Annotated in this window: 20 protein-coding genes; 10 read left to right on the top strand and 10 right to left on the bottom strand. The window is 57.7% G+C overall.

Annotation, left to right across the window (positions count from 1 at the left end; all coding sequences use genetic code 11):
* Positions 1-3: 3 nt before the first annotated feature.
* From Q1A59_RS13875 to Q1A59_RS13860, 4 genes are all read right to left on the bottom strand, one after another.
* A complete protein-coding gene (locus tag Q1A59_RS13875) occupies positions 4-858 on the bottom strand; it encodes a serine/threonine-protein kinase (RefSeq protein WP_299645134.1) in 855 nt (284 codons plus the stop codon).
* Positions 858-1,301 (bottom strand): PH domain-containing protein, encoded by a 444-nt coding sequence (locus tag Q1A59_RS13870; protein WP_298405358.1) that lies wholly within the window; start codon positions 1,299-1,301, stop codon positions 858-860. Before Q1A59_RS13870 ends, Q1A59_RS13875 begins: the two co-directional genes overlap by 1 nt.
* Before the next feature lie 357 nt (positions 1,302-1,658).
* A complete protein-coding gene (locus tag Q1A59_RS13865) occupies positions 1,659-2,294 on the bottom strand; it encodes a response regulator (RefSeq protein WP_299645133.1) in 636 nt (211 codons plus the stop codon).
* Complete coding sequence (locus tag Q1A59_RS13860) at positions 2,255-5,917, bottom strand: GAF domain-containing protein (protein WP_299645132.1); 3,663 nt, start codon at positions 5,915-5,917, stop codon at positions 2,255-2,257. Before Q1A59_RS13860 ends, Q1A59_RS13865 begins: the two co-directional genes overlap by 40 nt.
* Before the next feature lie 315 nt (positions 5,918-6,232).
* Here Q1A59_RS13860 and Q1A59_RS13855 point away from each other — a divergent pair, with 315 nt between their 5' ends.
* Together Q1A59_RS13855 and Q1A59_RS13850 are read left to right on the top strand one after the other, a co-directional pair.
* A complete protein-coding gene (locus Q1A59_RS13855; RefSeq protein WP_298405368.1) occupies positions 6,233-6,394 on the top strand; it encodes a hypothetical protein in 162 nt (53 codons plus the stop codon).
* Positions 6,395-6,533: 139 nt separating this feature from the next.
* Positions 6,534-7,880, top strand: a complete 1,347-nt coding sequence (locus Q1A59_RS13850; protein ID WP_299645131.1) for a TIGR02710 family CRISPR-associated CARF protein — start codon at positions 6,534-6,536, stop codon at positions 7,878-7,880.
* A 264-nt stretch (positions 7,881-8,144) separates the two neighbouring features.
* Here the strand turns inward: Q1A59_RS13850 and Q1A59_RS13845 are convergent, their stop codons facing one another.
* From Q1A59_RS13845 to Q1A59_RS13820, 6 genes are all read right to left on the bottom strand, one after another.
* Positions 8,145-9,230: a hypothetical protein gene (locus tag Q1A59_RS13845; protein ID WP_298405374.1), complete on the bottom strand. Its 1,086-nt coding sequence runs from the start codon at positions 9,228-9,230 to the stop codon at positions 8,145-8,147.
* Between the two features lie 206 nt (positions 9,231-9,436).
* Positions 9,437-9,850, bottom strand: coding sequence for a hypothetical protein (locus Q1A59_RS13840; RefSeq protein WP_299645130.1), 414 nt, complete (start codon positions 9,848-9,850; stop codon positions 9,437-9,439).
* A 2-nt stretch (positions 9,851-9,852) separates the two neighbouring features.
* A complete protein-coding gene (locus Q1A59_RS13835; protein ID WP_298405379.1) occupies positions 9,853-10,458 on the bottom strand; it encodes a hypothetical protein in 606 nt (201 codons plus the stop codon).
* A 17-nt stretch (positions 10,459-10,475) separates the two neighbouring features.
* Entirely contained in the window at positions 10,476-11,405 is a 930-nt protein-coding gene (locus Q1A59_RS13830; protein WP_298405382.1) for a PrsW family glutamic-type intramembrane protease, read from the bottom strand.
* Positions 11,406-11,479: 74 nt separating this feature from the next.
* Positions 11,480-14,041 carry a M4 family metallopeptidase gene (locus tag Q1A59_RS13825; RefSeq protein WP_299645129.1) on the bottom strand — a complete coding sequence of 854 codons (2,562 nt, stop codon included), beginning with the start codon at positions 14,039-14,041 and terminating at the stop codon, positions 11,480-11,482.
* Positions 14,042-14,120: 79 nt separating this feature from the next.
* Positions 14,121-14,762, bottom strand: a complete 642-nt coding sequence (locus Q1A59_RS13820) for a redox-sensing transcriptional repressor Rex (protein ID WP_298405388.1) — start codon at positions 14,760-14,762, stop codon at positions 14,121-14,123.
* 181 nt (positions 14,763-14,943) lie between these two features.
* On the opposite strand from Q1A59_RS13820, the gene coaBC reads away from it, so the two are divergent.
* From coaBC to Q1A59_RS13780, 8 genes are read left to right on the top strand one after another with little or no spacing between them, the layout of a single operon-like run.
* Positions 14,944-16,179: a bifunctional phosphopantothenoylcysteine decarboxylase/phosphopantothenate--cysteine ligase CoaBC gene (gene coaBC / locus Q1A59_RS13815; protein WP_298405392.1), complete on the top strand. Its 1,236-nt coding sequence runs from the start codon at positions 14,944-14,946 to the stop codon at positions 16,177-16,179.
* Positions 16,179-17,225 (top strand): SH3 domain-containing protein, encoded by a 1,047-nt coding sequence (locus Q1A59_RS13810; protein ID WP_298405395.1) that lies wholly within the window; start codon positions 16,179-16,181, stop codon positions 17,223-17,225. The genes coaBC and Q1A59_RS13810 overlap by 1 nt, the downstream gene beginning before the upstream one ends.
* 36 nt (positions 17,226-17,261) lie before the next feature.
* On the top strand, positions 17,262-19,481 hold the full coding sequence (locus tag Q1A59_RS13805) for a glycosyltransferase family 39 protein (RefSeq protein WP_298405397.1): 2,220 nt from the start codon (positions 17,262-17,264) through the stop codon (positions 19,479-19,481).
* The gene (locus tag Q1A59_RS13800; RefSeq protein ID WP_298405400.1) at positions 19,454-21,592 is read left to right on the top strand and encodes a glycosyltransferase family 39 protein; all 2,139 of its coding nucleotides are present in this window, start codon (positions 19,454-19,456) and stop codon (positions 21,590-21,592) included. The genes Q1A59_RS13805 and Q1A59_RS13800 overlap by 28 nt, the downstream gene beginning before the upstream one ends.
* Positions 21,593-21,598: 6 nt before the next feature.
* Positions 21,599-22,546, top strand: a complete 948-nt coding sequence (locus tag Q1A59_RS13795) for a glycosyltransferase family 2 protein (protein ID WP_298482651.1) — start codon at positions 21,599-21,601, stop codon at positions 22,544-22,546.
* A 7-nt stretch (positions 22,547-22,553) separates the two neighbouring features.
* Positions 22,554-23,513, top strand: a complete 960-nt coding sequence (locus tag Q1A59_RS13790) for a lysylphosphatidylglycerol synthase transmembrane domain-containing protein (RefSeq protein WP_298405405.1) — start codon at positions 22,554-22,556, stop codon at positions 23,511-23,513.
* Positions 23,510-24,274, top strand: a complete 765-nt coding sequence (locus tag Q1A59_RS13785; protein ID WP_298405407.1) for a class I SAM-dependent methyltransferase — start codon at positions 23,510-23,512, stop codon at positions 24,272-24,274. Before Q1A59_RS13790 ends, Q1A59_RS13785 begins: the two co-directional genes overlap by 4 nt.
* Positions 24,259-25,194, top strand: coding sequence for an asparaginase (locus Q1A59_RS13780; protein ID WP_298405409.1), 936 nt, complete (start codon positions 24,259-24,261; stop codon positions 25,192-25,194). Before Q1A59_RS13785 ends, Q1A59_RS13780 begins: the two co-directional genes overlap by 16 nt.
* The last annotated feature ends 79 nt before the right edge of the window (positions 25,195-25,273 follow it).

The raw sequence follows: 25,273 nt of genomic DNA, 5'->3' as shown, positions 1-25,273 counted from the left end.
CGATTATCGCCACAACAAGCTGAGATAAAGCAGCGTAATGACGGTGATACTGACGATGATAAGGCCGTTGATAAACCACTGTGGCGCCGGCTGCGGTTGTAAGCGCTCGTCGCGCACCACCTCAAGCTCGGCCTGCAATGCTGCTAGCGTCACCTGCCGATTTGCCGGAAACGGATTGAGCATTCTCGCGATCAGCGCTTGAGTGGAAGACGGCAACTGCTCACCATCCAACAGCTCGTGCAACACCCAACCCAGCGCGAAGAAATCGCTCCGTTCATCAATCGGCCAGCCGGCCCATTGTTCGGGCGGGGTGTAGGTAGGCCGGCCAATCCCCTGCACTTCCGGCGCGAGCTGGCCGTGATAGCGGCTCAGGCCGAAATCGATCAGTGCCACCTCACCGCGCACTCCCACTATAATGTTTTGTGGGTGCAGATCACCGTGAATGATCCCGTGCGCGTGCAAGATGCTTAGCACCCAGCAGAGATTGATCGCGATGGTGAGCGCGTCGTGCGGATGACCGGCGGCAAGGATGGACGCTAGCGTCTGGCCGGGAATGTAACGCTGGACATAGTAATACCCGTGGCGATCGCGGCCCATCGTAATGAAACGCGGGAAGCAGGGCCATTCACCATAATATGCCTCCGGTAGTGCGTGAACTATCTTGATCTCGCGCAAGAACGCGCGGGCAGCGTCGCGGATCGGCAAGCTGCGACTAGTGGGGGCAAGGCGTTTGATCACTACGAATTGCTTATCCCGCCCATCGTAAGCTAGATCAACAATGCTGTGAGCCGTGCGGGTCAGCAGGCGAACCACCTGAAAGCGATTGGCCACGACCTCGTTGCGCGGAACCGTTGTCATCACGGCACCTCCAACAGGTCGCGGAGGGTGCTGAATGGCGTTAAGCCATCGAGGACGAGCGTTTCATCACCATATTCGATCATTAGTGTGCCGGTATCGAACCAGTAACCGATGGGATTGGACGGGAAGCAATATTCGCGGACATAGATCCGTTCGATGATGCGGCGTGAACCAAACGGATAGCCGTAATCGATGATGAGCCTGTCACGGGTGATCACGATGTTGAACCGGCGTTCTCGGATCACCAGCACGATCAAGACCAGCAGGGCAGTCGTACTTGCGAAGGCGAATCCAAATGCGAGCGAGATATGCCCAGTGATGAAGGTTTGCCGTGCCAATCCAGCGCAGCTTCCGTAGAGGGCAGCGAGGCCGAGATAGTGCTGTAGGCGCCGCAGCGGATGACGACGGAACGGGGTCGGGGGAGACTGGTGAATGATCGCCATCGTGTCCTCCTTCGCCGGGTGGCGCGAGCCGGTTCGACAGCACGAACCGATCTGAGGGCCGGTGTTCCGCTAGGTGCCTGCTTCTAGCAAAAAGTACGGAAAATCACCTCCTTTTTACGCTTTTTTAATAAGTAAGTAAGTTTGTTGTATGCTGCGATGTGGATTTGATTTGTTACGATGATTATAAGTACCCACAGATCACATCGCATCCATCAGAAGACTCATGGTTGGATTAAGTGTGATCGCCAAAAGGATCATGCTTCATGGCAAAGATATGCCGGCGCTCGCCGCCATTCGGCAACAAAAAAACGGCGCAGCCGGCTGCGCCGTCTCTCAGTATCGCTATTGGCTCTCGGTTTAGGTCGATTCGGCTGGAAAGCTGCTGCCCACTTTTAAAATACCGAGATCATAGGCGCGCGCAATAGCGTGAACCCGATTGGTCACTTGCAATTTATCACAGATGTTTTGAATATCCCGTTTAACCGTGCCGGCGCTACAACTCAACTCTTTCATCATCTCTTCGATCAGAGCACCGCGCGCCATCAGGCGAAGGACTTGTTCTTCGCGTTCGGTGAGCGGGTTCGTGAGGTTATGCCGGGTATGCGCCCGCCGAACTTTCCGCAACACCTCCTCTAACAAGCGTTCGAGTTGGTCAGAGTCGTTGAAAACCTCTTTCGAGACGGCCATATCAGCGCCTTTGCGCTGGACCTGTTCGATCCACTCTGGATAAGCCGTCATCGCAATAACAGCCACCCGCGGCGCTTGGCGTTTGATCTGTTCGATCGCATGAACACCCGTCCATTTGTCGCCGTACCACGAAATATCCATCATGATGATATCTGGTTGGAGCTTGCTTGCCATGCTGATCGCTTCTTGCGGGGTGTGTGCTTCACCAACGCATTGAATATTGGGAATATAGGTGAGCACCTTTTTCAGCCCTTCGCGAAAGAGAGCTAAATCATCGGCAATAACGACTCTGATGAGGGTGTCCATGCCTGCTCCTCCTTGATCGGTCCGGTGATCTGCACGATGACGCCGCCTGTAGGACGTGGTTGTACGGTTGCCCGCCCGCCGATCCGTTCAGCCCATTGTTGAATTGCAGTTAAACCATACGCACCCCGCTGGCGCAGGCTTTCCATACTCTCCGCCATACCGCGACCGTTATCTTCGATCGTGAGCGTAAAGCCAGTGTCTGTTTGGGTGTACTTAATCCATACCGCGCCGTCTGGCTTGAGATGGATTTCAGCGTGTTTCGCGATATTGGCGAGTGCTTCTTGACAAATGCGGAAGAGGGCGTAAGCCGTTTTCCGAGGCAGGCTGATGTTGGTCAAGGGATCGAAGAAGATCGGGATATCTTTGAGCACCGATCCTCTAAGCAAATTGATGTAATCATTGACCATCCGGTCAAATGACTGCTCGAGATCGGTACGTCCGCGGAGATCGTCTTGAATATAGCGCAATTGTTGGTAGAGAAACTTCGCCGCTTGATTCGTTTGCAGTAACTGTGGGGTAATCGAAGCTACCGGCTCAGCTCGTTCGAGTTGTCTGATCATCGTATTGAGTGAGAAAATTATGGTTCCTTGCACAAAATTAAGCAGATCATGGACATCGAGACCTAAACTTTCGCGGGTTGTCCGGCGAATATTGACGATATTCACCCCGTTCAAGACTTGTTTACCAAATAATTCCAATAAATCATGCGCTGGCGCAGGGAAACCCTCGCCATAGTCAGGTTCGTAATTTTCAAAGATTAATACGCCAACCACCATCTGGCGCTGGTCGCGAATCGGGCCAGCAAGCAAGGAACGACCGCGCGCGGTAGGCAAATGCTCAAGCTCATCGCCGGCAATGCCATGTTCGGCATACCATGCCAGCAACGTATCACCAGTAAGGGTGATGATCTGATTGTGCGCCGCAATGGTGGTCGCCAAACGCCAATAGGCTTCATTGTCGAAGTAACCATCGCGCTGCGATGACACCGCTAGCTCAAACTCATAATCTGGTGATCGGCGCAGGAAGATGGTACAGTGCTCGCATGCGAACAGGTTCGCTCCGAGCTGGGCATACGATGCAATGAGTTTGCGCTCGTCATGAATGCTCATTAACGCCGTGCCGCTCTCAAGCAACACCCGTAACTGTTTTTGTTGCTGTTGTAGCGTTTCCACCAGCCGCGCGTTGTCAATTGCCGAAGCGGCGGCATTGGCAAGCAGCATGCTCAATACTACATCGCCTTCACGGTAGAAGGCGGGCGTATGACTGTCAAGCGCGATCATCCCAATGCATTGGCTGCGATAGATCAGCGGTGTATAGAGGATACTGCGAATATTCGCTGTCTGATACCGTTCCGATTCTTGGACAAAGTGGGGGTAGGTTTGGGTGACATCCGTCTCAACCAGCGGTTGTTGCTCACGCAACACACGGCTGTTAGGGAACCGCTCATCGTGAATATCGAACGATAAGGAACAAACCGCGTTCCGATCAGCAAAGCCGTCGCATTCGACAATCTGCAAATAATGGCCGTAGAGCAACTGAATCGAAGCGCTGTCGTAGCCAATCAGATTATGATAAGCTTTGAGGATATGCTGATAGACGCCGGTAATGCCTTTGCTCAAGTCGCTCATCTGCTGAATATGCTTGCGCAGGCGCTCAGCCTGTTCGTTCCGCCAGATCACGGCTGCTGCCATCTTGGCATGGGTTGCCAGCGCCTCGAACCGCCGGCGTTCCTCGGAGGTAAATGTCCGTGGCTTATCGTAATCAAGGGTGAGAATGCCAATAATGCCGAGGTAGCCGATCAGTGGCGCGACCATCAGCGCGCCAATAGGTGGTTTGCGGTGAATAAAATCGGGGTCGTGAGCGGTATCCGTGACAAACTGAATGTGCCCTTCACGCAGTGCGCGCGCATTAATGCCGGCGAGGGGGCTAGGTGGTGCGCCGTAATCAAAGCCGCGCCGGTGGCGGGCCACGATCAATTGTAAGGTCTGGCTCGCCCGATCGAGCCGCCGGATTTCACATTTGCTTGCGGCAGGAAACGCTTTCAGCGCTTCTTCAACGATCGTAGCAAAAACGGTTTGGCCGCGCGTGCTGGCATCGTAGATGCGGTAGAACCGTTCCGTCTCTTCAAGCTGCCGTTGCCGGGCAAGGTACAGTTCCCGGTACTCGATTGCATGGGCGAGCCGTTCGCAGATCATGGTCAAATCAATTTCATGCAGGCGCTGAAACCCCTCACTGTGCAATTGGCCGTGCTCGTTCAGCCGGTTGACTAACCGCACAACGCCGATAATCCGCCGGCGTCCGTTGAGTGGTACGACTAAGAGATGTTTCACTTGCCTGCTAGGGAGGGCCTGTTTGTATGCCTCAAAATATTTGGGATGCGCGGCCAGATATTCGGCAAGATTATCGATGATCACTGGTGCGGCGTCGAGGTTATTGGCGACAACGGTTCGCCCAAACGGTGATCCCGCTAAACCGGGCAATGCAAGCCCGGTAATCCCTTGGCCTAATTCGTAATTCTCCTCGAACGGTAAGGGCGGGCCACTGATGATGTCACGGGTCAGCCGCCCATCCTTGAACCAAAAGATCGCCGCTGATTCCGCTCCAAAATCTTTACGCACCGAGTTCAGCAGTTGGTGAAGAGCGATTGTATACCCTTGCTGATCCTCTTCAACAATAGCATTGAGCAATTGTTCGTACAAATCCAGCCGGATCGTGCGCGGTGGATTGAGAAACAGCAAGAGCTGCTCACCATCTGCGACCCGTTGCGACTCGACATCAAATTTGATTCTACGCCCACCGGGAATTTGCATAGTGTATCGTTGCGGATAGGGTTGGGGCTGTTGGCAGGCTACGCAATTCGCATGCAAGCAAACCAAATACTCGTAGCAGGTCATCTTTGGCGTCCATGGGCCAAATTGCTGTTCGAGCGCATGATTGACAAACACGAGCCGGCGATGTTGATCGACCACGCAGATTCCAGCTTGATATCGATCAAGGATTTGGACTAATTCGGTCTGCAAACTCGCAAAAGCGTCCGGATGCAACGATATGCGGCGCAAGACATATAACAACAGCAAGCCAAAGATCGTAATGGTAGGCGCGATCGCGATTTCGAGCAGACTATCAGCATGAAAGCTGCCTACCGCGGTGGCCGCGCTAATCGAAAGCCCACTAATGATGCTGCCCCAGAGGTTGTTGAGAAAGCGCATCGCGCTAACGATGGGGATGAGGTAGAGCACCCAAAAGACGTTGGACGCCGCCCCAAGCTGCAGAATAGCCAAGCTGATTAAGATGACTTCGATCAGATTTTGCAGGAACTTCGCTAACGGTTTGTGCCATTGTTCCGGTTGAAACGCACCCCAAACAGCCGTAAACACCTGAAAACAGGTCATTATGCCGATGATAAGCCAGCCTGTTTTTAAGTTTGGCTCCGGTATGTTTGGCGCTTTGAGCCATGCCCACACGATGAGCAAACCTAAACCACCGACCCGCAGGCACCAAATCAAGAACAACGCACCGCGCTCTTGGCCGAACCATGCTCTGAGCTGGCGCCACCGCCAGTTGAGATTGAAACGCATGTCGGGGCTAGACTGCGCCTTCTCAGTTGCAGGATTGAGCGGCATGTTTGACCATCCTTTACGTACTGGTCGTCTGCCATGAATACATGTATCGTACCAGTCGCAGCAATCGTATGGGAAGGTACAAATTGTTCGATTCGTTCAGCAAACCGTGATCTGTTTAGCTCATCGCACGTGCTTTCAACACCAATGCGGTATACTTGCACCTAAATGCCAAGCTAGTTTGCGACCTACGTTTTGCGCTATCCGTTCCCGCCTTCGTGTAGGTGGAGCATGCGGCGCCATCTCCCGCCGGGGGGTGGCCTAGTGGCAATACGGTGTTCTTGGTTACGAGCTTTTGGTCACGGAAAGTCAATGGTTATGGCTGAACCTAAACTGACTCTGCCGGCGTTGCATGTGTTACGGATCCGGGTCACGCTGCGGCTGGCGGCGCCAGTACGGTTGCCGTCGTTCAAAGGCGCGTTGTTTTGCAGCGGGTTGGGCTATGCGTTGCAACGAATTGCTTGCCCGCAACAGTGCTAGGGCTCGTTTAGATCGAGGTGCGTCTACTACGGTAACGCTTAGAACGTGATGATTGCGGGCGAGTCACCCGGGTGCCGGGTGGGACGATGGAGCGTAGGTCGTTGGCCCGCCCTGAAACGAGATGCCTTAGGAGACAGCAATGGACTTTAACGAACAACTCCGTCGCTTCTGCGAACGAGTAGGTGACCGGCGTGCGGTGGCATTAATCCTCACCGGCAGCGGCCAAACCGATACCGCTGCGCTTTTGCTGGCGGCACTGCAACCGCAGCGAGTTGCCTTTCTGCTGACGCCGGAAACGCATAACTTCCCTGAACGAGTGACGCAGCAGATCGAGTTATCGCCTGATCCGAATTGGTTGCGCGAGGAAGTCCATTACACCGACATTAAGCAGGTCTATCGCGCATTGCGCGCGATCATCGAGAAGTGGTCTGATCTGCCGCGCGAACAGATCCTCGTTGATTTAACCGCCGGTACCAAAGTTATGTCGGTAGGGTTGGCCAAAGCGGCCTATGTGCTCGACCTCGGCACCATCTACATCGAGAGTGATTACGAGCAAAACCGGCCTAAGCCGGGCACGCAGCGTCTGATCGATCCGCCTGATCCGTATGAAGTCTTTGGCGATCTCGAAGCAGAGGAGGCCGCTCGCGCCTTCAATACCCACGACTACCTGCGCGCAGAGCAAATCTACGCCGATCTAGCCCGGCGGGCGCCGGAACCCGATCGCGCAACGTATGCCGCCCTCAGACAATTGGCCGACTCTTATATCAAATGGGAAGCGTTTGATTTGAAGGCTGCTGCCCAGACGTTGCAGAGTCTGCTGAGTAAACCGTTGCCTGCGAAACTCGCGCACCATCATAACGTCTTACAAGCTCAGCAGACTGCGTTAGCGCACCTCGTCCAGACTATCAGTGCCATGACACAATCCGCTCGCGCTCTTGCCACTCTGAAAGACCTCGATGCTGTGCTGCCGCTGCTTGGTTCGCTGCACGCCAATGCTTTGCGCCGTGAAGCGCAGCGACGCTTCGACACAGCCGCATTACTGCGATACCGGTGTATGGAATTGATGAGCCAGCACCGGCTGGCGACCTATGACGTGTTAGCTGAAGAACCTGATTTAGATACGCTCAAGCAACGGATTCCAGATCTTGATCAACGTTACCGGCAGGTTGAGCAATCGCTCGGTTTTCAGGGGCGGGGATTGCAACCGAACCGCAATGGCGCATACAACCCGATTACGCTACTCAATGGCTATATGCTGCTAGCTGCGCTGAACGATCCTTTGGTGCAACGTGTGGAACCAATCGAGATTCGCAATCGCTCACACGTCCGCAATCGCAGCATTCTCGCCCACGGCTTCCGCCAGATTACCGAAGCTGAATATTGCGATTTTGTTGAGGTGGTTGAAGAGTTGCTCAATCAATTCTTCGCGATTGGGCAACGGTCGCGCAACGATTGGGAGGCGCTGTACCGGTTTGTGACGGTGTGATGAGGCAGCGGTTAAAGGCTGGCACTGGCTCGTCCTTATCAGTCAAACGGTTCAGTCCCTTCACCGGTTCCGCTCCCCAATTGTCATTGCGAGCCGCCGGAGACGGCACAGCAATCTCCTGCGAGCACGGGAAAGATTGGTTCCGCCATTGGTTGCGCTGAAGCAGGAGATTGCTGTGGTCGGGCGGTACCCAGCCGCGCCGGCTGCCGTCGCTCCCTCGCAATGACACGAGGGGCACACTCTCGCAATGACAACGTCACGGCACTAATATCGCAAAATCGCCGCAATCCGCTGGTGGGCTTGGAGGGAACCGTTCGGCACAAAGACCACCTTGCCGCCGCGATCAATCACCACTGCGATCACCTCGTCCACTGCGTCATCGAGAGCGGCTGGCGTGGTTGGCTCATCAATGAAGATTAAGCGTTGGCTGCTCTCGTCAACCAACGCGGGCTGGTGGTAGTCTTCCTCGACTAACAGGGTTGCGATGCGACCTTCGTGGGCAAATCGCCACACTTCCCCCAACGTAGAGCAGTAGCGTTGCCCTCCTACCGCTACCTCAAGCTCACGCAAGACTTGTTGGCTGCGGTGTTGCAGGTTGGTTTCAACCAACGGCCAGATCAGGCGGCCAAGATCGTGGGCGGTGAAGGTATCGTAATTGCCGGTCAGGGTGGCGACAATTGCGTCGTGGTGCTTGCTCACTTCGCGGAAAAAGGCGAGGTAGCGATCAACCCCAATCAGCGCCAGCGGCAACGGATCGCCAGCCATAAACGGCGCGAAGGCTTCATCAACCTGCCGGAAGAAGATGCGGTGATGTTCGTCGCGGTAGGCCGACTGGTTAATCGCCGGGTCGTTGGGAATGCCGCGCGCGCCACCCGGCCCAAGGTGGGTCATGGGGAAGCCGCCGGTCTGAATTTCTTGCAACGTCTCGCGAGTAGCCTCGAACAGGCGGGTTGGCTTCTCGCTGAGGGCAAGCACCCAATAGCGCGGCGTGCGGTTGAGCGCGTAAACCAGATCGCGGGTGTAGAACGTTTCATCCACCACTACCCGCTCTTTCAGCGCAAATGGCACCATAAACATAAATGAGGTGTCTTGATTGACAAACATTGCCAATCCGTCCAGCGTGTAACGGTAATCGATGTCGCCGGCCAGCGCCTCAAGCCGGCGCAAGATTGGTTCGACGGTGCGCTTGCCGTAGGTGCCGGTGAGCCGGTTAGCGGCAGCCGTAACCAGATTCTTGACTCGGATGGGGTCTTGTTTGTTGTCGGGGGAGGTGCGGTGAGTGGGTAACGTGATGGTCAGTGAGGGATTGCTGCGCATTGATTGCAAGAGTTTTACGTCATTACTATTCATAAACACCTCCTCGTGATTGAGCAATGCGCGGCGAACAGTGCCACGCGATGCGCTTACTGGCAGCATACCACGAAATAGGCTTTGTTGGGAAAACAGGCTGTCGCCGATCACGAGTAGGTGGCCGGATGGCACGTTGCTCAGCCTACCGCTTGAACAGCAGTCGATCCCCCTGAGCACGATCACAAGCAGAATAATGGCGCCAGTGGTTAGAACCCTGCTTGGTGCACCAAACGCAGCAGGGCATGCACTGCCGGCGGCGCGTTGGCGGCAACGACTTCAAACTGGCAGATGCGTTCGCCAATGCGGACGTGGAAAGAGTAGACATAACTGTCGGGCGATAATGCGATGCGGCGGGGGAGGCGGCAGGGGCGCGCGCGCAAGAGGGCGTGGTGGAGGCGAGCGATGACTTGCGGCGAGAGGGTGCGTGGACGGCGGGCAGGATCGTTGCCGATCACCAAGCCGTTGTGGTAGATGGTGATAGTGCGGGTGGTGAAACGCAGGCCGCCGCTACGGCTCACCCTCAACAACGCTAGCCGGGGCAGCGCCGGTGCGCGCAATGATGCGTCGCTGCCATCAGCGAGACGCTCACCGAGCGACCAGCCGCCTTGCTCATCGGGCATACTCATGGCACCTCCACCGAAGCGATAATTCGCGCCAGCGTGCCTTTAAGCCGGTCAAATTCGGCGGCGGGAGCAGCTAGCGTCAGATAGAATGAATGGTTCGCGGTGATGAAGATATATTCGCGCACCCGCACTACCACCGGTAAAGCCGGACGGCGCGGCTCATCAATTGGCTGTACCACATAGGCAAAATCGGTAGCAATCGCGCGCTGGCCAGCGACTGCTGTCTCGGCTTCGCGCAGAAAATGGTAGGCAGTTAGCAGACTGCGATCTTCCATCCGGCGGTCGAGCAGCTCCTGCAAGGTCGGCGGATTGGCCGGATCAATGTCGCGTTGTTCAACGCTTAGCGTGGTCTTGAACAAGCTCGCCGTTTGCGGATCTTCCACCTTCAGCAGCAGATCATTCAGCGCGTCAACACTGACCCAATGGGCCGGATAGGCGAGGCGGAAAGTTTCATCAGGGCTAACAAACGATCGGGTTGCCGTCTCGGTGCGCCACATCAGCAACGTGCCGGCTAATAGCGCCAGCATCGTGACCAGCGCCACGCCGAGGTCTTTATTCCAGAGCCGCACGCGCCAAACGCGTTCATTGCCAATCTGCCCGATCATTAGGGTTCTGCTCGCTACTACGACTGCTGCAACGTGACCGTCACACTCCGCCGGACTAGGGCGATCAGGGTGAGATACGCGATCAGGGCCACCGCCACCCCCAGCGCCAGCGAACGCCACGGATCGACGGTAAGGCCCACGGCGCTCACTTCAGCGATTAGCCAGCTCACCAAACCGTTCAGCGCAGCGGTAACGGCGAAGCCAAGCGGTACAAACCAGATCGGGCGATGGCTAAATTTGGCTTCCGCCATGACGTACCCCATCAACCCGCCAAAGCTGGCCTGTGCCAACGCCGTAGTAGCAGTCGTGATCACCCCCGGCGCCAACCCCACCCCTTCGCTCGCCAACACGTAGCGCAGATTGAGCAGGGTAGCCACGCCGAGACCGGCGACCGTGCCATAGACAATCCCATCCATCCGTTCATCGAACTCATCGGTAGCGTAGACCATTGTGCGCACGGCAACGTAAGCGATCACCTGCCGTAGCGGCCCCAAGATACAGAGCGCCGCTAGCAACGACGTAGTTGTATCGGCGGCTGCCCATTCACTGACCCGCCACCACTCTTCGACCGCCCGCCGCCCGATCACATCGGTGAGCAACAACGCCATAAGGAACACGGCGGCAAGCTTGTGTTTCGGTTCTGGTTCGAGTCGGTCTTGGCGATAAAAGAAGATTAGCCACAGCGCCGCCGGCAACACCGACAAGACAATGCCGGCCAAGAGCAGGGGCAGGTCGCTGAGCGGGCCAATGGCATTGCCTAGCCATGCCAGCATCGCGCTGAGCGCAGCCATACCGAGAATCTGGATAAGGCTGGCCTGCCAGAAACCACGGTGCGGTTTGTTGACTAGCGCATAATGGCGCGCGCAATAGATCCTCCCGCCGAGGATGTGGTAGGGCGGCGATTGGGGTTGGTGGCAGATGCAGCATTCAAAGCGTTCGTTTGACATAAAATGAGTTCTTTGCAATCCCGGTTACAGTTCGGGTGGAGCGCGCTCCGCCGCTACTACCGCGATCGGCGCATCTAGATATCGACCCGGTACGGATTGGTTGCCGTCGCCGGGATGCGCAATTCACCATCGGAAAGAATCGTTCGATACCCGCGCGCCACCACTATCACGCTATAACTCTGCCCGCGCAGCACCGGCTGCTCGGTACGGAAGCCGCCATTGTCATCAGCGATTGCCATCGTCAACACCTCATCGGGCGTGAGCGTATCATCAGCAGCGGCTTGGCGCGCCGTAATGCCCGGTCGCAGAATAAAGATCTGCGCGCCGCGCACACCACGCCCGCTGTCGGCGTTGCTGATCGTGCCTTGCAGGAAGACCAGATCATTATTATTGACCGGCGGCGTGCTTGGTGCATTGCCGGTAGTACAAACGATCAACGCCACATCATCAACAAACATACTGCTGATATTGCCACGCGGATTTTCGGCGGCAAAGACGATGCGCACCGTCTTGCCGGCATACCGGCTAGCATCGGCGCGCCGGTCACGCCACGTATCATCGCCATCGCGTGAGCGAATCCGCTCTACGACGGCTAGCGGATTGGTGCGGGTATCGGCGATGACGACTGAGAAGAACGCTTCACTGACAAAGAGACCAGCGATGCCGCTGGCCTCGAAATGCACCAGCCGGGCATAGCGCAACTCAACGCTGGTAGCATTCGCCGGAATACGAACATCTTGATAGATGAGCTGCAAACTCTCTTGATCGGTTCCTCCCAGCCATGCGCTGCGTTTGCCGCTGCGGGGCAATTCAGGGTCGATCAACGAGGCGTCAAGCGATGTGACCTGTTCCCAGCCAGTATCAGCTTCAAATCCGCCATTAACCATCAGATCGCTGCAACCGGGAGGGAGACTCTGTGCTGCCGGCGGCGCCGGTGTTGTGTTGGGCAAGCTGCTCGGCGGCTGCACTACTGGGCCGCCGGGGGTAGCCGTGCTGGTTATGCCAACGGCGGCAAAGGCATCGCGTACCGCAGCAACTTCGGTCTGGCCATAAAGATCGGCAGCGGCGCGAGCGGTGGCGGCGGCAGCATCGGCGAAAGTGCTGCTTGGCGCAAGGTATTGGGTCAGCGTGCGATAATAGATTCGTTCCACCTTTTCGCGCCCGATTTGTTGTGCGAGCAAGTAGGCGGCGTGGTTGGGAATGCCGCTATTCACATGCACGCCGCCGTTATCAGTGCGTCGAGTGTTGGGCAAGTTTGCATACTCTTTCATTGTGGCCGGTTGGCCGACGCTGCGCAGCGGATCGAGCGCATTATATCGTCCGTTTAACGTCGGATCAGCCAAGCTGCGCAAGTGATTGACCGGATACGGCGGCGACTTCACCACGTCCTCGCCGATCAGCCAGTCGTCGCGGTCGATCATCACCGCAAACACATCGGCATACGACTCGTTGAGCGCGCCTGACTGGTTTTCATAGATCAACTGCGCGGTCGCATCGATCACGCCGTGGGTAAACTCGTGGCCGATCACATCGAGACCATACGGCAACGGTTTGAAGAGCCGTCCGCCATCGCCGTAGATCATCTGCTTGAGTTCGCCAATCCATGCCGCGTTGTCGGCATCTTCAGGAGCGCTGCCATAGCTGACGGTTGAGACCATTGCGCCGCCGCGACCGTCAAACGAGTCGCGTTGGTGGGTATTGAAGTAGTAGTCGTAGACCTTGCCGGCTCCTTCGTGAGCGACGCGCGCAATTGCATCGCGGGGTAGTTCACCCTCTTCGGCCAGCAAGCGACCGGGCAAGCGGGTGGTATTGTTGGCGGTATAGGTGCGGCGGCGTTTTGCGCCAGCGAGTTGGTCAATCGCATGCACGACACTGCCGCGCCGTGCCTGCACAAACACCTGCCACTCGCCGAGCGGCGCGGTGGTCAGCACACGCACCGACCAGACCAGCACTGCATGGCCGTCGGCGCGAACATAGATCACCAAACTGGTGCGATCGGGCACCGGCGTAAATTGTACCTGCATCCGCTCGTCCGGCTCCAGTTCTTGCCAGATATGGCCGAGGGCAATTGTTAGTGCCGCTTGCGGCGCGATCGCAGGTTGGGTTTCGAGTGTAATTCCCGGTTCAAAGTGACCATTGACCGCCACCACCTGCCCTGCCGGATCGAGATGAACAATCAACCGGCGGCCAAAGACGGGTACGCCGTTGTAAACCTGTTCAAAGCGGATATGGTGAAAACCGAGCTGGCGATCAGGTTCCGGCGGTAATGGGCGTAACTCAGCGGCGACGCTGCGTAGGCCAAAGAGGGCGCGTTCGTGGTCGAGAAAGCCGCGAGCAATCGCAAGCGGGTTGCCGATTTCGGCGGCGGTCGGAGTGTAGGGCAAGCGGCCATCAGTAGTGGCGGGAACGAGAACAGTGGGGATGCCGGTACGGGCATCCCATGCGGCGAGCAACGGTGTTGTGGTGCGAGCAGCTAAGGCGGTGAAAGCATGGCTGGCGTGGGTCGCAACCGGCGCGAATAGAGGGCGGAGCGCAATATCAATTGGGGCAACCGGCCACAACTGTATGACCAGCAAAGCAACCATCAGCCCACTGATCAGTGCTCCGAACCGGTGTTGCTTGAGGCTTACCAGCACGCGCATTCCTTTCGCTACGCGGTTTTAACGCAGGCACCGGGCTAGAGGTGCATCGCTGGGGCGGCACAGCCGTGCGGCCCTACGAGGGCGATTGTTCGCGGGCGAGGTAATAGGTCATACTTTGCAACACCGCTACCGGATCGATATACCGCACCCAGACATCTTCAGGCACTTGCAAAATCATGGGCGCATAGCTCAGGATGGCGCGCACGCCAGCTTCGATCAACACATCGGCGACACGCTGTGCTTGCAATGCCGGCACCGCGATAATCGCTAACTTAATGTGCTTTTCGGCGATAACGCGCCGCACATTGGCGAAGTCTTGCACGACCAGCTCGCCGACCTGCTGGCCAATCTTCGCCGGGTCAGAGTCAAAGAGCGCAACAATCTCGATCCCTTCCGTGCGGAAACCTTCGTAGCGGGCAATGGCTTGTCCTAGCAGACCAATGCCCACAAGTGCCACTGGCCAATGTTGGTTGATGCCAAGAATGCGCTCGATGTGTTTCAACAACTTCTCGACATCGTAGCCGATACCTTGCTTACCAAACTCGCCGAAATACGAAAGGTCTTTGCGAATCTGGGCTGCGGTGACATTGATCCGTTCACCAAGCTCTTGGGAAGAGACAGAGTGAATACCCTCTTCGAGCAGGTAGCGCAAGCTCCGTGCATAGAGAGGAAGTCGCCGAATAACAACATCAGGTGGTAAATCAGAACGCTCCACGAAAGTCCTCCATTGGTTCGGGGAGAGTGTCGTGAAGTGTAGCACAAGCTTATCGGTTCTGCAAGAGCTTGTATCGCGTAATTTAGCGAGCATTTTACGCCAAACTACGCCTAGCTGTGGCATCGCGTCACATGTGCTACAATGCGCCCGCAGGGAGTCTGCCTGAATGACGGAAATGGGTATGGATACGCTAGCGGGCAAACGAATTGTACTAGGCGTGTGCGGCAGTATTGCTGCCTACAAAGTCGTACAAGTGGCGCGCGATCTCACGTTAGCTGGGGCGCAGGTTGATGTCATTATGACCGAAGCTGCCGAGCGGTTTGTCGGCCCGGCAACGTTTCAAGCACTCACTGGGCGGCCAGTCTTGACCGACATGTGGAGCTTGCCTGAAGACGGGGTGATCGGTCATGTGAGCCTTGGCATGCGGGCCGATGCAGTGGTGATCGCGCCAGCGACGGCCAATACTATTGCCCGGCTGGCTGCCGGTCTATGCGATGACCTGCTCACCACTACGGTGCTGGCAACGCGCGCACCATTGCTAATTGCGCCGGCGATGAATCCCTCGATGTATGAACATCCGGCGACGCAGGCCAATGTAGCGACGCTACGCGCGCGCGGGGCGTATGTACTTGAGCCGGAGGTGGGTCGGATGGCCGAGCCGGTGGTTGGTCGTGGTCGTCTGCCCGAACCAGCCGACCTGCTGGCTGAACTTCGCGCCTTACTGGGTCGCCAACACGGGCCGCTGCGGGGCCGTCGCGTGGTGGTGACGGCAGGCGGTACCCGTGAGCCGATCGATCCGGTACGCTACCTTGGCAATCGCTCGTCGGGGCAAATGGGGTATGCGCTGGCCGAACGCGCCCGTGATCTAGGTGCGACAGTGACGCTGATTAGCGGCCCGGTTGCGCTCACTCCGCCGCGAGCAGTCACCTATGTCGCGGTCGAAACCGCCTTAGAGATGCGCGCAGCGGTGCAAGCCGCTTGTACCCAAGCCGACATCTTGATTATGAACGCGGCAGTAGCCGACTTTCGCCCTGCTCACATAGCGGCTGAGAAGATTAAGAAGCATGGCGATGCAGGCATGACCCTGCAACTGGTACAAAATCCTGATGTCGTCGGTGAATTAGCGCACCGCACCGATATCTTTAAGGTTGGCTTCGCCGCCGAAACGCATGACCTATTGGCTAATGCCCGCAGCAAGTTGCAACGGAAAGGGTTGAATCTGATCGTTGCCAACGATGCGATTGCTAGCATCGGCCAACCTGAGATAACCTTGACCGTCCTTGATGGTGAGCAGGCCGTGGAATTGCCGCGGCAACTGAAAGCTGAAGCGGCGGCCACGCTGCTTGATCTGATCGTAGCCCGGTTTGAGCAGTGGCTGCTTGCGCGCCAGCCACGTGCCGGAGAGATTGCAGACTGATGACCACTGAACCGCAACCAAACCAATCACCACCTGAACCTACTCCAACCCCGCGCCCGACCCGGCGTTTAACAGCGCCCCGGCTGCCGCGATCAGCTCCACCGGCAGAACGCCACCCATCGCGGGCTGAGATTGACGATCTCATTGGCGCGCTCGGCGATCCGGCCCATCCGCGCCACGCCGAAGCGGTTGATGCGCTCGTCAACATCGGCTCAGCGGCAGTGCCGGCCTTGTGCGCCATTATTAACCCTGATCAGCCTTGGTTGGTCGTCTATCGCGCGACGGAAGCGTTGGCACAGATTGGCGATGGCCGGGCGACGGGGCCGTTGATTGCCGCTCTTAAGCATCAAAACGCCAATGTGCGGTGGGGGGCGGTGCGCGCTTTGACCCAAGTCGGCGATGTGCGCGCCTTATTGGCCCTCCGCGAAGTGGCCCGTTCGGATCAAGGCCGCACCAGTTGGGGCGAATCGGTGGCCGGCGCCGCGCAGAGCGCACTCGATTTGCTTAGCAAGCGGAGCATTTGGGCGCAGAGCCTCGAATTGATCAAATTGGCGATTGTCAGCGTGATCTTTTTGTTGTCAGTGGCGCTTGCTTTTGGTGTTGTCGGAACGTTGCGCAATGAGCTAGAGCAATTTGGTCGCTATGTGCCCGGCCAGACCGAATTGCCGACGCTCGTGCTGCCGACACCGCGCCCGACCGCGACCCCGCGTCGGCCAACGCCGGCGGCGAACCAAACTCCAGCACCGGTAGCACAGCCGATCACCGGCACGGCGTTGCAAGTGGCGAATGTGCGCCCGTTGCCGGGCACCAATAATCAACCGATCGGGCGCATTAATGCCGGTGATGAGATCATCTTTTTGGCCCGCACCGCAAATGACCAGTGGTACCTCATCCGGCTAGGCGAACGGTACAGTCCCGACTCGTTTATTGCCAATCCCGATGGCAGCGGTGCCGGTTGGGTGAACCGGGCACTGGTTTCACCGCCATCGGCAGAGGTGCCGATTCAAGAGCCGTTACCGCTCACTACACCCACGGTAACGCCGTAATGGGTGAGGGCGTATCTTGTGAGAGCACTCATTCCTATGCATACCTTGAATCCTGCGCTGGCTGGCGCGATTATGGCCGTTTTGGTCATTGTAATCTTCAGCCAAGCACCGGTGCAGTCCACGTTTGACATTGGGCGCAATGATGCGGCGGTGGTGCAAGGCTTCAGCGAACCTGAATACCGGATGGCCGGCGCTGATGGGGCAGTGCGGCAAGTGTTGCCGGCAGCAGCGCTGCGCTTGCCGCAGGTCGGCGCACCGGCGATGGTGACGTTCCGGTGGCAGGCTCCGGCTGGCACTCCATTGAAGGTGCAGGTGAATGATGAAGCGCCGCTTCAGGTGCTCGCCCGCGGCGATTGGGAAGAGCACACGGTGTCTATCACCAGTGGCTGGACGAAAGTGGTGGATGTCGTGATCCGCTTTGCTCCACCGGCTACGGATGCGCCCATCTTTTTGGATCAGGTTACGCTCAGCGCTATGCCGCCATTACTGCCGTATCCAGCGCAGTTGGGATATGCGGCATTGATTGGCGCCTTGGCCGGGATGATGTTACATCAGCGATCGTGGCAGTTGGTACTAGCTGCCGTCATTGGGTATGGCCTCTTCTGGTTGCTGTTCTACCGTCTTAGCCCATATCCTTTGCTTTATCTGCCGCCGGTGACGGCGGCGGTGATTGCTGCTGGTTACCTTGTCTGGCAATGGCCGCGATTGAGCGCCTCTTGGCCGCGCTGGAGTCTGTCAGTTCTTGCTCTTGCCGTCGCACTGGGTTGGATGGGATGGCTGATACCGGCGATGCAAGCGCACGTCACGCTGGCCCGCCCCGGCGTCGAGAACGATTTTCGCGTATTTGCCACCCGTGACACGCTGGCAACCATCTTTCAAGCCGATGGCTTCTACAATCTCGGCTATCCGTTCTTGCTCTGGCTGGTACGGCCATTGACCAACGATAACCCCTTTCTCGCTGCACGCCTCATTGCGCTTGTGAGCGGCGGGGTGTTGATCGGCGCTGGCTACCTGCTGGCGAGCAGCCTGCTCCCACCCGCTCCGGCAATGCTGGCAGCGCTGTTGTTGGCGTTGAGCGGCATGGTGGCACAATACGGCTTACTGGTCGGTAGTGATATGCCGTTTGCTGTCTGCTTCACGTTAGCGGTGGCCGTAACCTTGCACGCTCATTCGCGATCGTCGCGCCTGATAGCGTTTCTCGCCGGAATGCTGGCCGGCGCCGCCTTTCTCATTCGCCATCCCGGCTTGATCTTACTGCTGTGGGGTGCTGTCATACTCTGGCTGAGCGCCGGGAAAGGCGCTGCGCTCAGTTCTTTTGTGGTAGGATTTGCCTTGGTGGCAGCGCCGCAAATTGTGGTGAACACGGTGCAAACCGGCCACCCATTGTTCAATCAGCAAGCGAAAAATATCTGGCTGGCGGTTTATGCTAACACTGACTGGCAGCGGTGGGATGAGGTGCCCAATAGCATTAGTCTGTCAGAAGTGATTGGGCGGGATCCTCTGCGCTTTCTGGCCAACTGGGGCCGCAACATAGTGGGTTTTCTCGGCGCCGGTGCTGAAGATGTAAGCGAGTTTGGCCGGGCCGATCAATTGCGCTTACTTGGTTGGCCGGCCAACTGGTTGGCGATCGGTGGGCTCGCGGCGGCAGGGTGGTTGGCGTGGCATAAACAAGCCGATCAACGCTGGCTGGCGCTCCTCGCATTGATCGGGATGTATGTTGCAGTGATCGCCACTGCCTTCATCTTGCCGCGTTTCTTTTTGCCGTTGGCGCCACTGTACGCCGTCGCTGCGGCGTGGGCATTGGCGCGGCTTTGGGCAAAGCAGCGCGCTGGACTAGTGGCTACGCTAGCAGTGATTGTCATCTTGCTGCCCGGCCCAGCCAATGGCGTTCGCACAGTACTGGCGGCGCAGCCGGCAGATGAGGTAGCCGCAGTGGAGTTAGTCCAACGCACCATGCCAGCCATTGGCGCAAATCTTGTAGCCGCCATCCCCGACCGGTTGCCGCTGGCCAAATACTCGGCCATTGCGCACCTGATCAGCCGGCGGGTTCCGGTAACGGTGACATATGCCGAATTGCAGGCGCTGCGCACCGATTACCTCTTATGGGATAACGCACAAGGACCGCCACCGATACCGCAGCCGGAGGCGGCCCGGATTGGCACCGGCCGATTCACGCTGTACGCGATGTATGCCTCTACTCCGGCGGTGAATGAGGGAACGAGCAGACCATGGAACATTCGCCAACCAAACCCCTAGCTATCGAGCCGCCGCGTTGGCGACGCATCAAGCTTACCCGAGCGGCTAAGCCGTCTGTGGTCATCGGGGTGCTGATCGTGATTGGCCTCGCTTTGCGGCTCTGGTTTATCGCGGTCAATCAGATCGATCCGCGCTTTTCGGCAGCCGATGACGGCGACTACTACGTGCGTGCCCTCCGGTTTGCCGTCACCGGCGAATATGTCGACAATTCATGGCTCGTGCGCCCGCCCGGACATATCTTTTTCTTCGCAGCTATGCTGCGGATCGGGTTGTGGCTTGGCGATCCGGCTATCGGCATTGCCCTGATTCGCGCTGTCCAAGTCAGTTTGTCCTTGGCGCTCATCCCGCTTGGCTACGATCTGGCGCGGCGCTTGTTCGATCAGCGCACTGGCTTGATCTTTGCTGCCATCCTCGCCATTTGGATGCCGCTGGTGGAATTGCCGACGCTCATCCTCAGCGAGCCACTCTTCTTCAGCATGCTGTTCATTCATGCGTGGTTGCTCGTGCGCTGGCGTGATGACCGGCAGCTACGCTGGCTGATCGGGGCCGGGGTAACGTTGGCGTTCGCAGCGTTGGCCCGTTCGCCGGGTTTGTACGGTGTAGCGTTTGCGGTGCTCTTTATCGCGATGAGTGCGTGGCGCGCCGCCGGCCATCGTCGCCGGCAGCGAGTCGCCCTAGCTTTGCTCGCGTTTCTGTTGCCGTTTGCGCTGACGATTGCGCCGTGGACGATCCGCAACTACGTGCTCTACCGCGACATTATTCTGATCGACACCCTCGGCCCGGTCAATCTTTGGATCGCGATGAGCGATGCGGTGCATGAAGGGCGGGGGGAAGGAGAGGCGAAAGGGATCTTGCTGCGCTTGCCGCAAGAAGAGCGGCAACGCTTTGTGAGCGCCGAATTGCGGCGAATCATTCAAACCGAGCCGTGGCGGTTTACGCGCTATCTCTGGCCGCACTTTCAGCATATCTGGAAAGCGCAGTTTATTGAAGATTTTTTTGTCAAGGCCAGTTTCTTTGCCCGTCCTGTCCGCGAGATCTGGCCAGCCGGGATTATCAGTGATCTCATCTGGCTTGTGATGGTGCTGGCGGCGCCATTCACTTTGCTTTCGCGACCCCGCGAAGGCGCGTTCCGGCTGGTGGCGCTGGGTTGGATCGGCTACACGTGTCTGATGGTGATGCTCATCCACGTCGAGCCGCGTTACCTCTTGCCGGTTTGGCTGTGGTTTGCGCTGTATGGCGCGGCGACACTGGCCCGGATCGACCAACAACCGTTGCGCTGGGATCGATTTACGGTAGCCGGTCTCGCAGCAAGTCTTTGTCTTGCGGTTCTGATCTTTAGCTATCGCGACTACCCGCAAATCATCCGCGCCGGCATAGCCCGCGAGCAAGCATGGGTAGCAGCGCAAGAGGCGATGGCGCGCGGTGATACGGTTGCCACCGAACAGGCCTACCGGGCGATGTTGGCGGCTGATCCCGATTTTGCTGATGGTCAAGCCGAGTTTGCCCGTTGGTTGCTGGCGCAGGGCCGGTATGATGAGGCATGGCAGGTCATCGGCGATTACCCAACCCACCGGAGCAATTTGGTGCGAGGGGCATTGGCGCGGGCACAAGGTGATGCAGCGACGGCGATTACCCTGCTGCGCAATACTGAAGAACAAGCCGGTGAAGATGTGCAACGGCTGGCGTTTGCATGGTTAACGCCGGCACCAACGACAACACTGACGCTTGGTAACGACCTTGACCTTGGGTATTTGTACGGATTTGCCTCTGGCGAGCGCGCCGCCGCTACGACCTATCGCTGGCTGCAAAGGGAAGGAGTGATCCGCCTGCCCTTACCGGAGCCGCTCACCGGCAATGAGATGCTGGCTCTACGGTTAGCTGCTCCGGCGCCAACCCCGCTGACGGTAACGATTGGCAACCAGCGCTGGCCCGTGATAGTTGCGCCGGGAGGCTGGCGGGTGTATTATCTGCCATTGCCGGCGCAGATGCAGGGCATGCGCGAGGTGACGGTCAGTCTGAGCGCGCCGACGTTCTTACCTTACCAATCGTTGCCGAACAATACTGACGCGCGCCCGTTGAGCGTGATGGTACAGCAGATAGCGATTCGCTAAAGGGATATGATGCAACCAATGCAGATTTCGTCGCAGGCAATGCCGGAAGCCGTTCGCGACTATCCGTTTACCGTAAGTGTGGTCATTCCGGCCTACAACGAAGCGCACGGTATTGCCGACGTGATCGAGCGGGTGCGCACTGTCTTGCCTGCCGCCGAAATTATTGTCGTCGATGACTGTTCACGTGACGAGACAGCGGCGGTCGCGCAAGCCGCCGGAGCGCGCGTCATTCGGCATCCGGTCAACCGCGGCAACGGCGCAGCCGTCAAAACCGGCATCCGGCGGGCGCGCGGCGAGGTCGTGCTGCTCATGGATGCCGACGGACAGATGGATCCGCGCTACATCCCTGATCTGTTAGGCGGCATTGCCGCCGGCTACGATATGGTGGTTGGCGCGCGCACCCGCGACACGCAAGGCGACTCGGTCTTCCGGCGCTGGGGCAACCGGGCGCTCGATGCGTTGGGTAGCTATCTGGTTGAAACCGAGGTGCGCGATCTAACCAGCGGCTACCGAGCGATGCGACGTGACGTGATGATGGAGTTCATCAATTTGCTGCCCAATCGCTACTCATACCCCACAACCAGTACGTTGGCGTTGCTGAAGGCTGGCTACCATGTTGGGTATGTGCCAGTGATCAGCCAGCGCCGGCAAGGTGGCCAGAGCGGGCAAAAACTCTTGCGCAACGGCATTCGCTTTGGCTTGATCATCTTGCGGATTGTCTCGCTATTCGCGCCGTTGCGCGTCTACTTTCCGGTTGCCATCTCGATGCAATTGCTGGCCTTGCTCTCATTTTTGATCAGCTTCTTTATCACCGATCCGCTGCGTTTCCATATTCCTAACTCAGCCGTGGGTCTCTTTGTGGGCAGCATCATCATCTTTATGTTCGGGCTGAATGCCGAGCAGGTCGCCGCCCTCCGCTTCCAACGCCCGCCGCGCATCACTGAAGAGGAGTAGTGCGTTCATGCGACCCATCTTCTCGTGGCTGCTCCGGCTGATCGGGCCGGCATTGCTAATTGGTTTTCTTCTTACTAGCGATCTCGGTCTGCTGTGGGAGATTGTGCGCTCGGCTGAAATCGTCCCGATCATCTGGTCACTGGCTCTGCTGCCCCCGTTCATCATCCTCAAATCGTGGCGCTGGATCCAGATTTTGCGTGCGATGAACCTTTCGCTCGATCTGCCCACCGCCTGTGCCCTGTATACGGTCGGCATTTTCTACGGTGCTATGACGCCGGGTCAGGCCGGCGATCTGTTGAAGGCTATCTACTTGCGAGATCGCGGCCAACCGGTAGCGCCGGCCTTGCTCTCGGTGGTGCTGGATCGGTTGTGCGATCTCATCATTATGTCTGCCCTTGGCACGATTGGAGTCTTTGCCTTAGGCCGGCTGCTGCCTAGCCGTGAGTTGCAACAAGCAATCGTGATAGCGATGGGGATTGGCTTAGTGACGGTCACGGTGTTGCTTACGGCACGTGGGCCACGCTCGTGGCTGCTCACCGTTGTGTTACCGCGGATTGCGCCACGTTTGCGTTCCCGGCTCGATCAGTGGAACGAGCAAATGCATAGCCTGACTTTCACGCCAAGCCTGATTGCCACCGTGAGTGCAGCAACCATCGCGTCGGTCTTGTTTACCTTCTTGCGGTTGTGGCTACTCTACCTCGCGCTTGGTCTGAATGCAGTGCCGTTATTGGTGGTGATTGGCTCCTCGGCGCTCATCTCGGTCTTACAAGCGTTGCCAATTTCAATCGGCGGCGTCGGGGTGCGCGATGTCGTGTTGGTGGCAACGCTAGCTGCGTATGGCTATGCGCAAGAACAAGCCTTGACGCTAGCGGCGCTCTTCTTGCTGATTAACGTCGAGCATATTATTGTCGGCTTCATCGTCTCGCTCTGGTTCCCGCTAGGACGGAGTGGTACAATATCTTTATGATATACAATCGGTACGCGGCGGTGTACGATGGTAGCGGTCAGATCCGGTTTGCGCTACTGACCGCACTCTATCTCGAAGAGATCTTGCAGCGCCACCAAGTTGCCGGGCGACGGATGCTGGATCTAGCGTGCGGCACCGGCACGTTGCTCGCAATTATGGCCGAACACGGTTGGATGGTAACAGGTCTTGACCGCTCGCCGGCAATGCTGGCGCAAGCGGCGCGGAAGCTGGCGTATACTGCGTCAGCCGTTGAGTTGCGGCAGGGTGATATGCGTTATGTGGCCGAGTTGTTGCCGGCAAACGCCTTTGATCTGGTCACATGTACCTATGATAGTCTCAATTATCTGATCAGCGCCAACGATCTGGCTTCGTGCTTGCGTGGCGTAGCGCAGGTCTTGGCACCGGACGGATTGTTTGTCGGCGATATGAATACGCGCCACTTCTTATCCGTCGATTGGGGCCAATGTTCGTTCAGTGAGCAGGCAGGCTATGTGCAGGTGGAACGTACCCATTTTGATCCGGTGCGCAATACGTCAACTATGTGGCTAACCGGTTTTATCGGCAATGATCACGACGGCTACGAGCGTTTTGACGAGATCCATATCGAGCGCGCCTATCCGCCAGAGCAGGTGGCAATGATGATCGAAACTGCCGGGCTTATGATCGAAGGGTGTTATGACGGCTTTACCTTTCAACCGCCTACCGCGATGACTCAGCGCATTTGCTGGGTTGCCCGAAAACCGCTATGCCAAAGATTTTGATCCTCTCAACCGGTGGCGCTCTGGTCATCCGGCGTGCGCTAGGCAGCCGTGACGACCAGCCGTTGGCGCTGCGTTCTGATGTGATAGTGACCATTGAAGAATTCACGAATTTACCCGGCAGTCATCTCACGCCGCAGCAGATCTTGGCATTGGTTCAACGGATTAACGCACTGCGCGACATGTATGACGGGATCGTGGTTGCTTCCGGTAGTGATACGCTTGAAGAGACAGCCTATTTGATCGATCTGCTTGTGCCTGATGGCCCGCCGTTGACCGTCACCAGTCTGCCGCGGCTGAACGCGAGCGGCACTACCGCGACCAATGGCCTGCAGGCGGCGATCACCGTTGCTGCGACACCGGCAGCGGCTGGATTAGGGGCGTTGATGGTGGTGGATGATACCATTTACGCCGCGGCGACCGTGCGGGCGCATTACAGTCAAGGCAGCGGCATGTTTACCGCTGCCGGCGGCGCCCTAGGTCGAATTGAAGGCGAGCAAGCCGTTATTCGTTTTCGCCCGCTGGCGCGGCAATATATCGCGGCGTCGCGCTTAGTCGAGCCGGTTGACTTGATCCGGGTCGCACAGGGAGCTGATGACCGGCAATTACGCCACAGCATCGCCGATAATGTGGCTGGAATTGTGATTGAGACCTTGGGGAGCGGGCGGGTGCCGCCGTGGTGGCTGCCGGCGCTAGGCGAAGCAGTGCAACGGCGAATTCCGGTGGTGGCGGCGAGCCGGGCCGGCGCAGGTGGGTTAGGTGACGAGTTTGGCTTTGTCGGCGCGTATCATGATTTGCGAAAGTTGGGCATCATCTTCGCCCCCGATCTGAGCGGGGTGAAAGCGCGGTTGAAGTTAATGGCTGCGTTGGCTGTGGCCCGTTCACCTGCCGAGTTGCGCGCGTTATTTCGCCCATCCGCCTAGGGTAAAGCCGCACGGCAGTTCGACCAAAGAGTGTTCATCAAGAAGAGCCGCACGGCTGTGCGGCTCCCAAAAATAGATT

The sequence above is a fragment of the uncultured Chloroflexus sp. genome (assembly GCF_937951745.1).
Classification (GTDB): Bacteria; Chloroflexota; Chloroflexia; order Chloroflexales; family Chloroflexaceae; genus Chloroflexus.
Note: the sequence above shows the minus strand (reverse complement) of the source record. Positions and strands in the feature narration are given on the sequence as shown.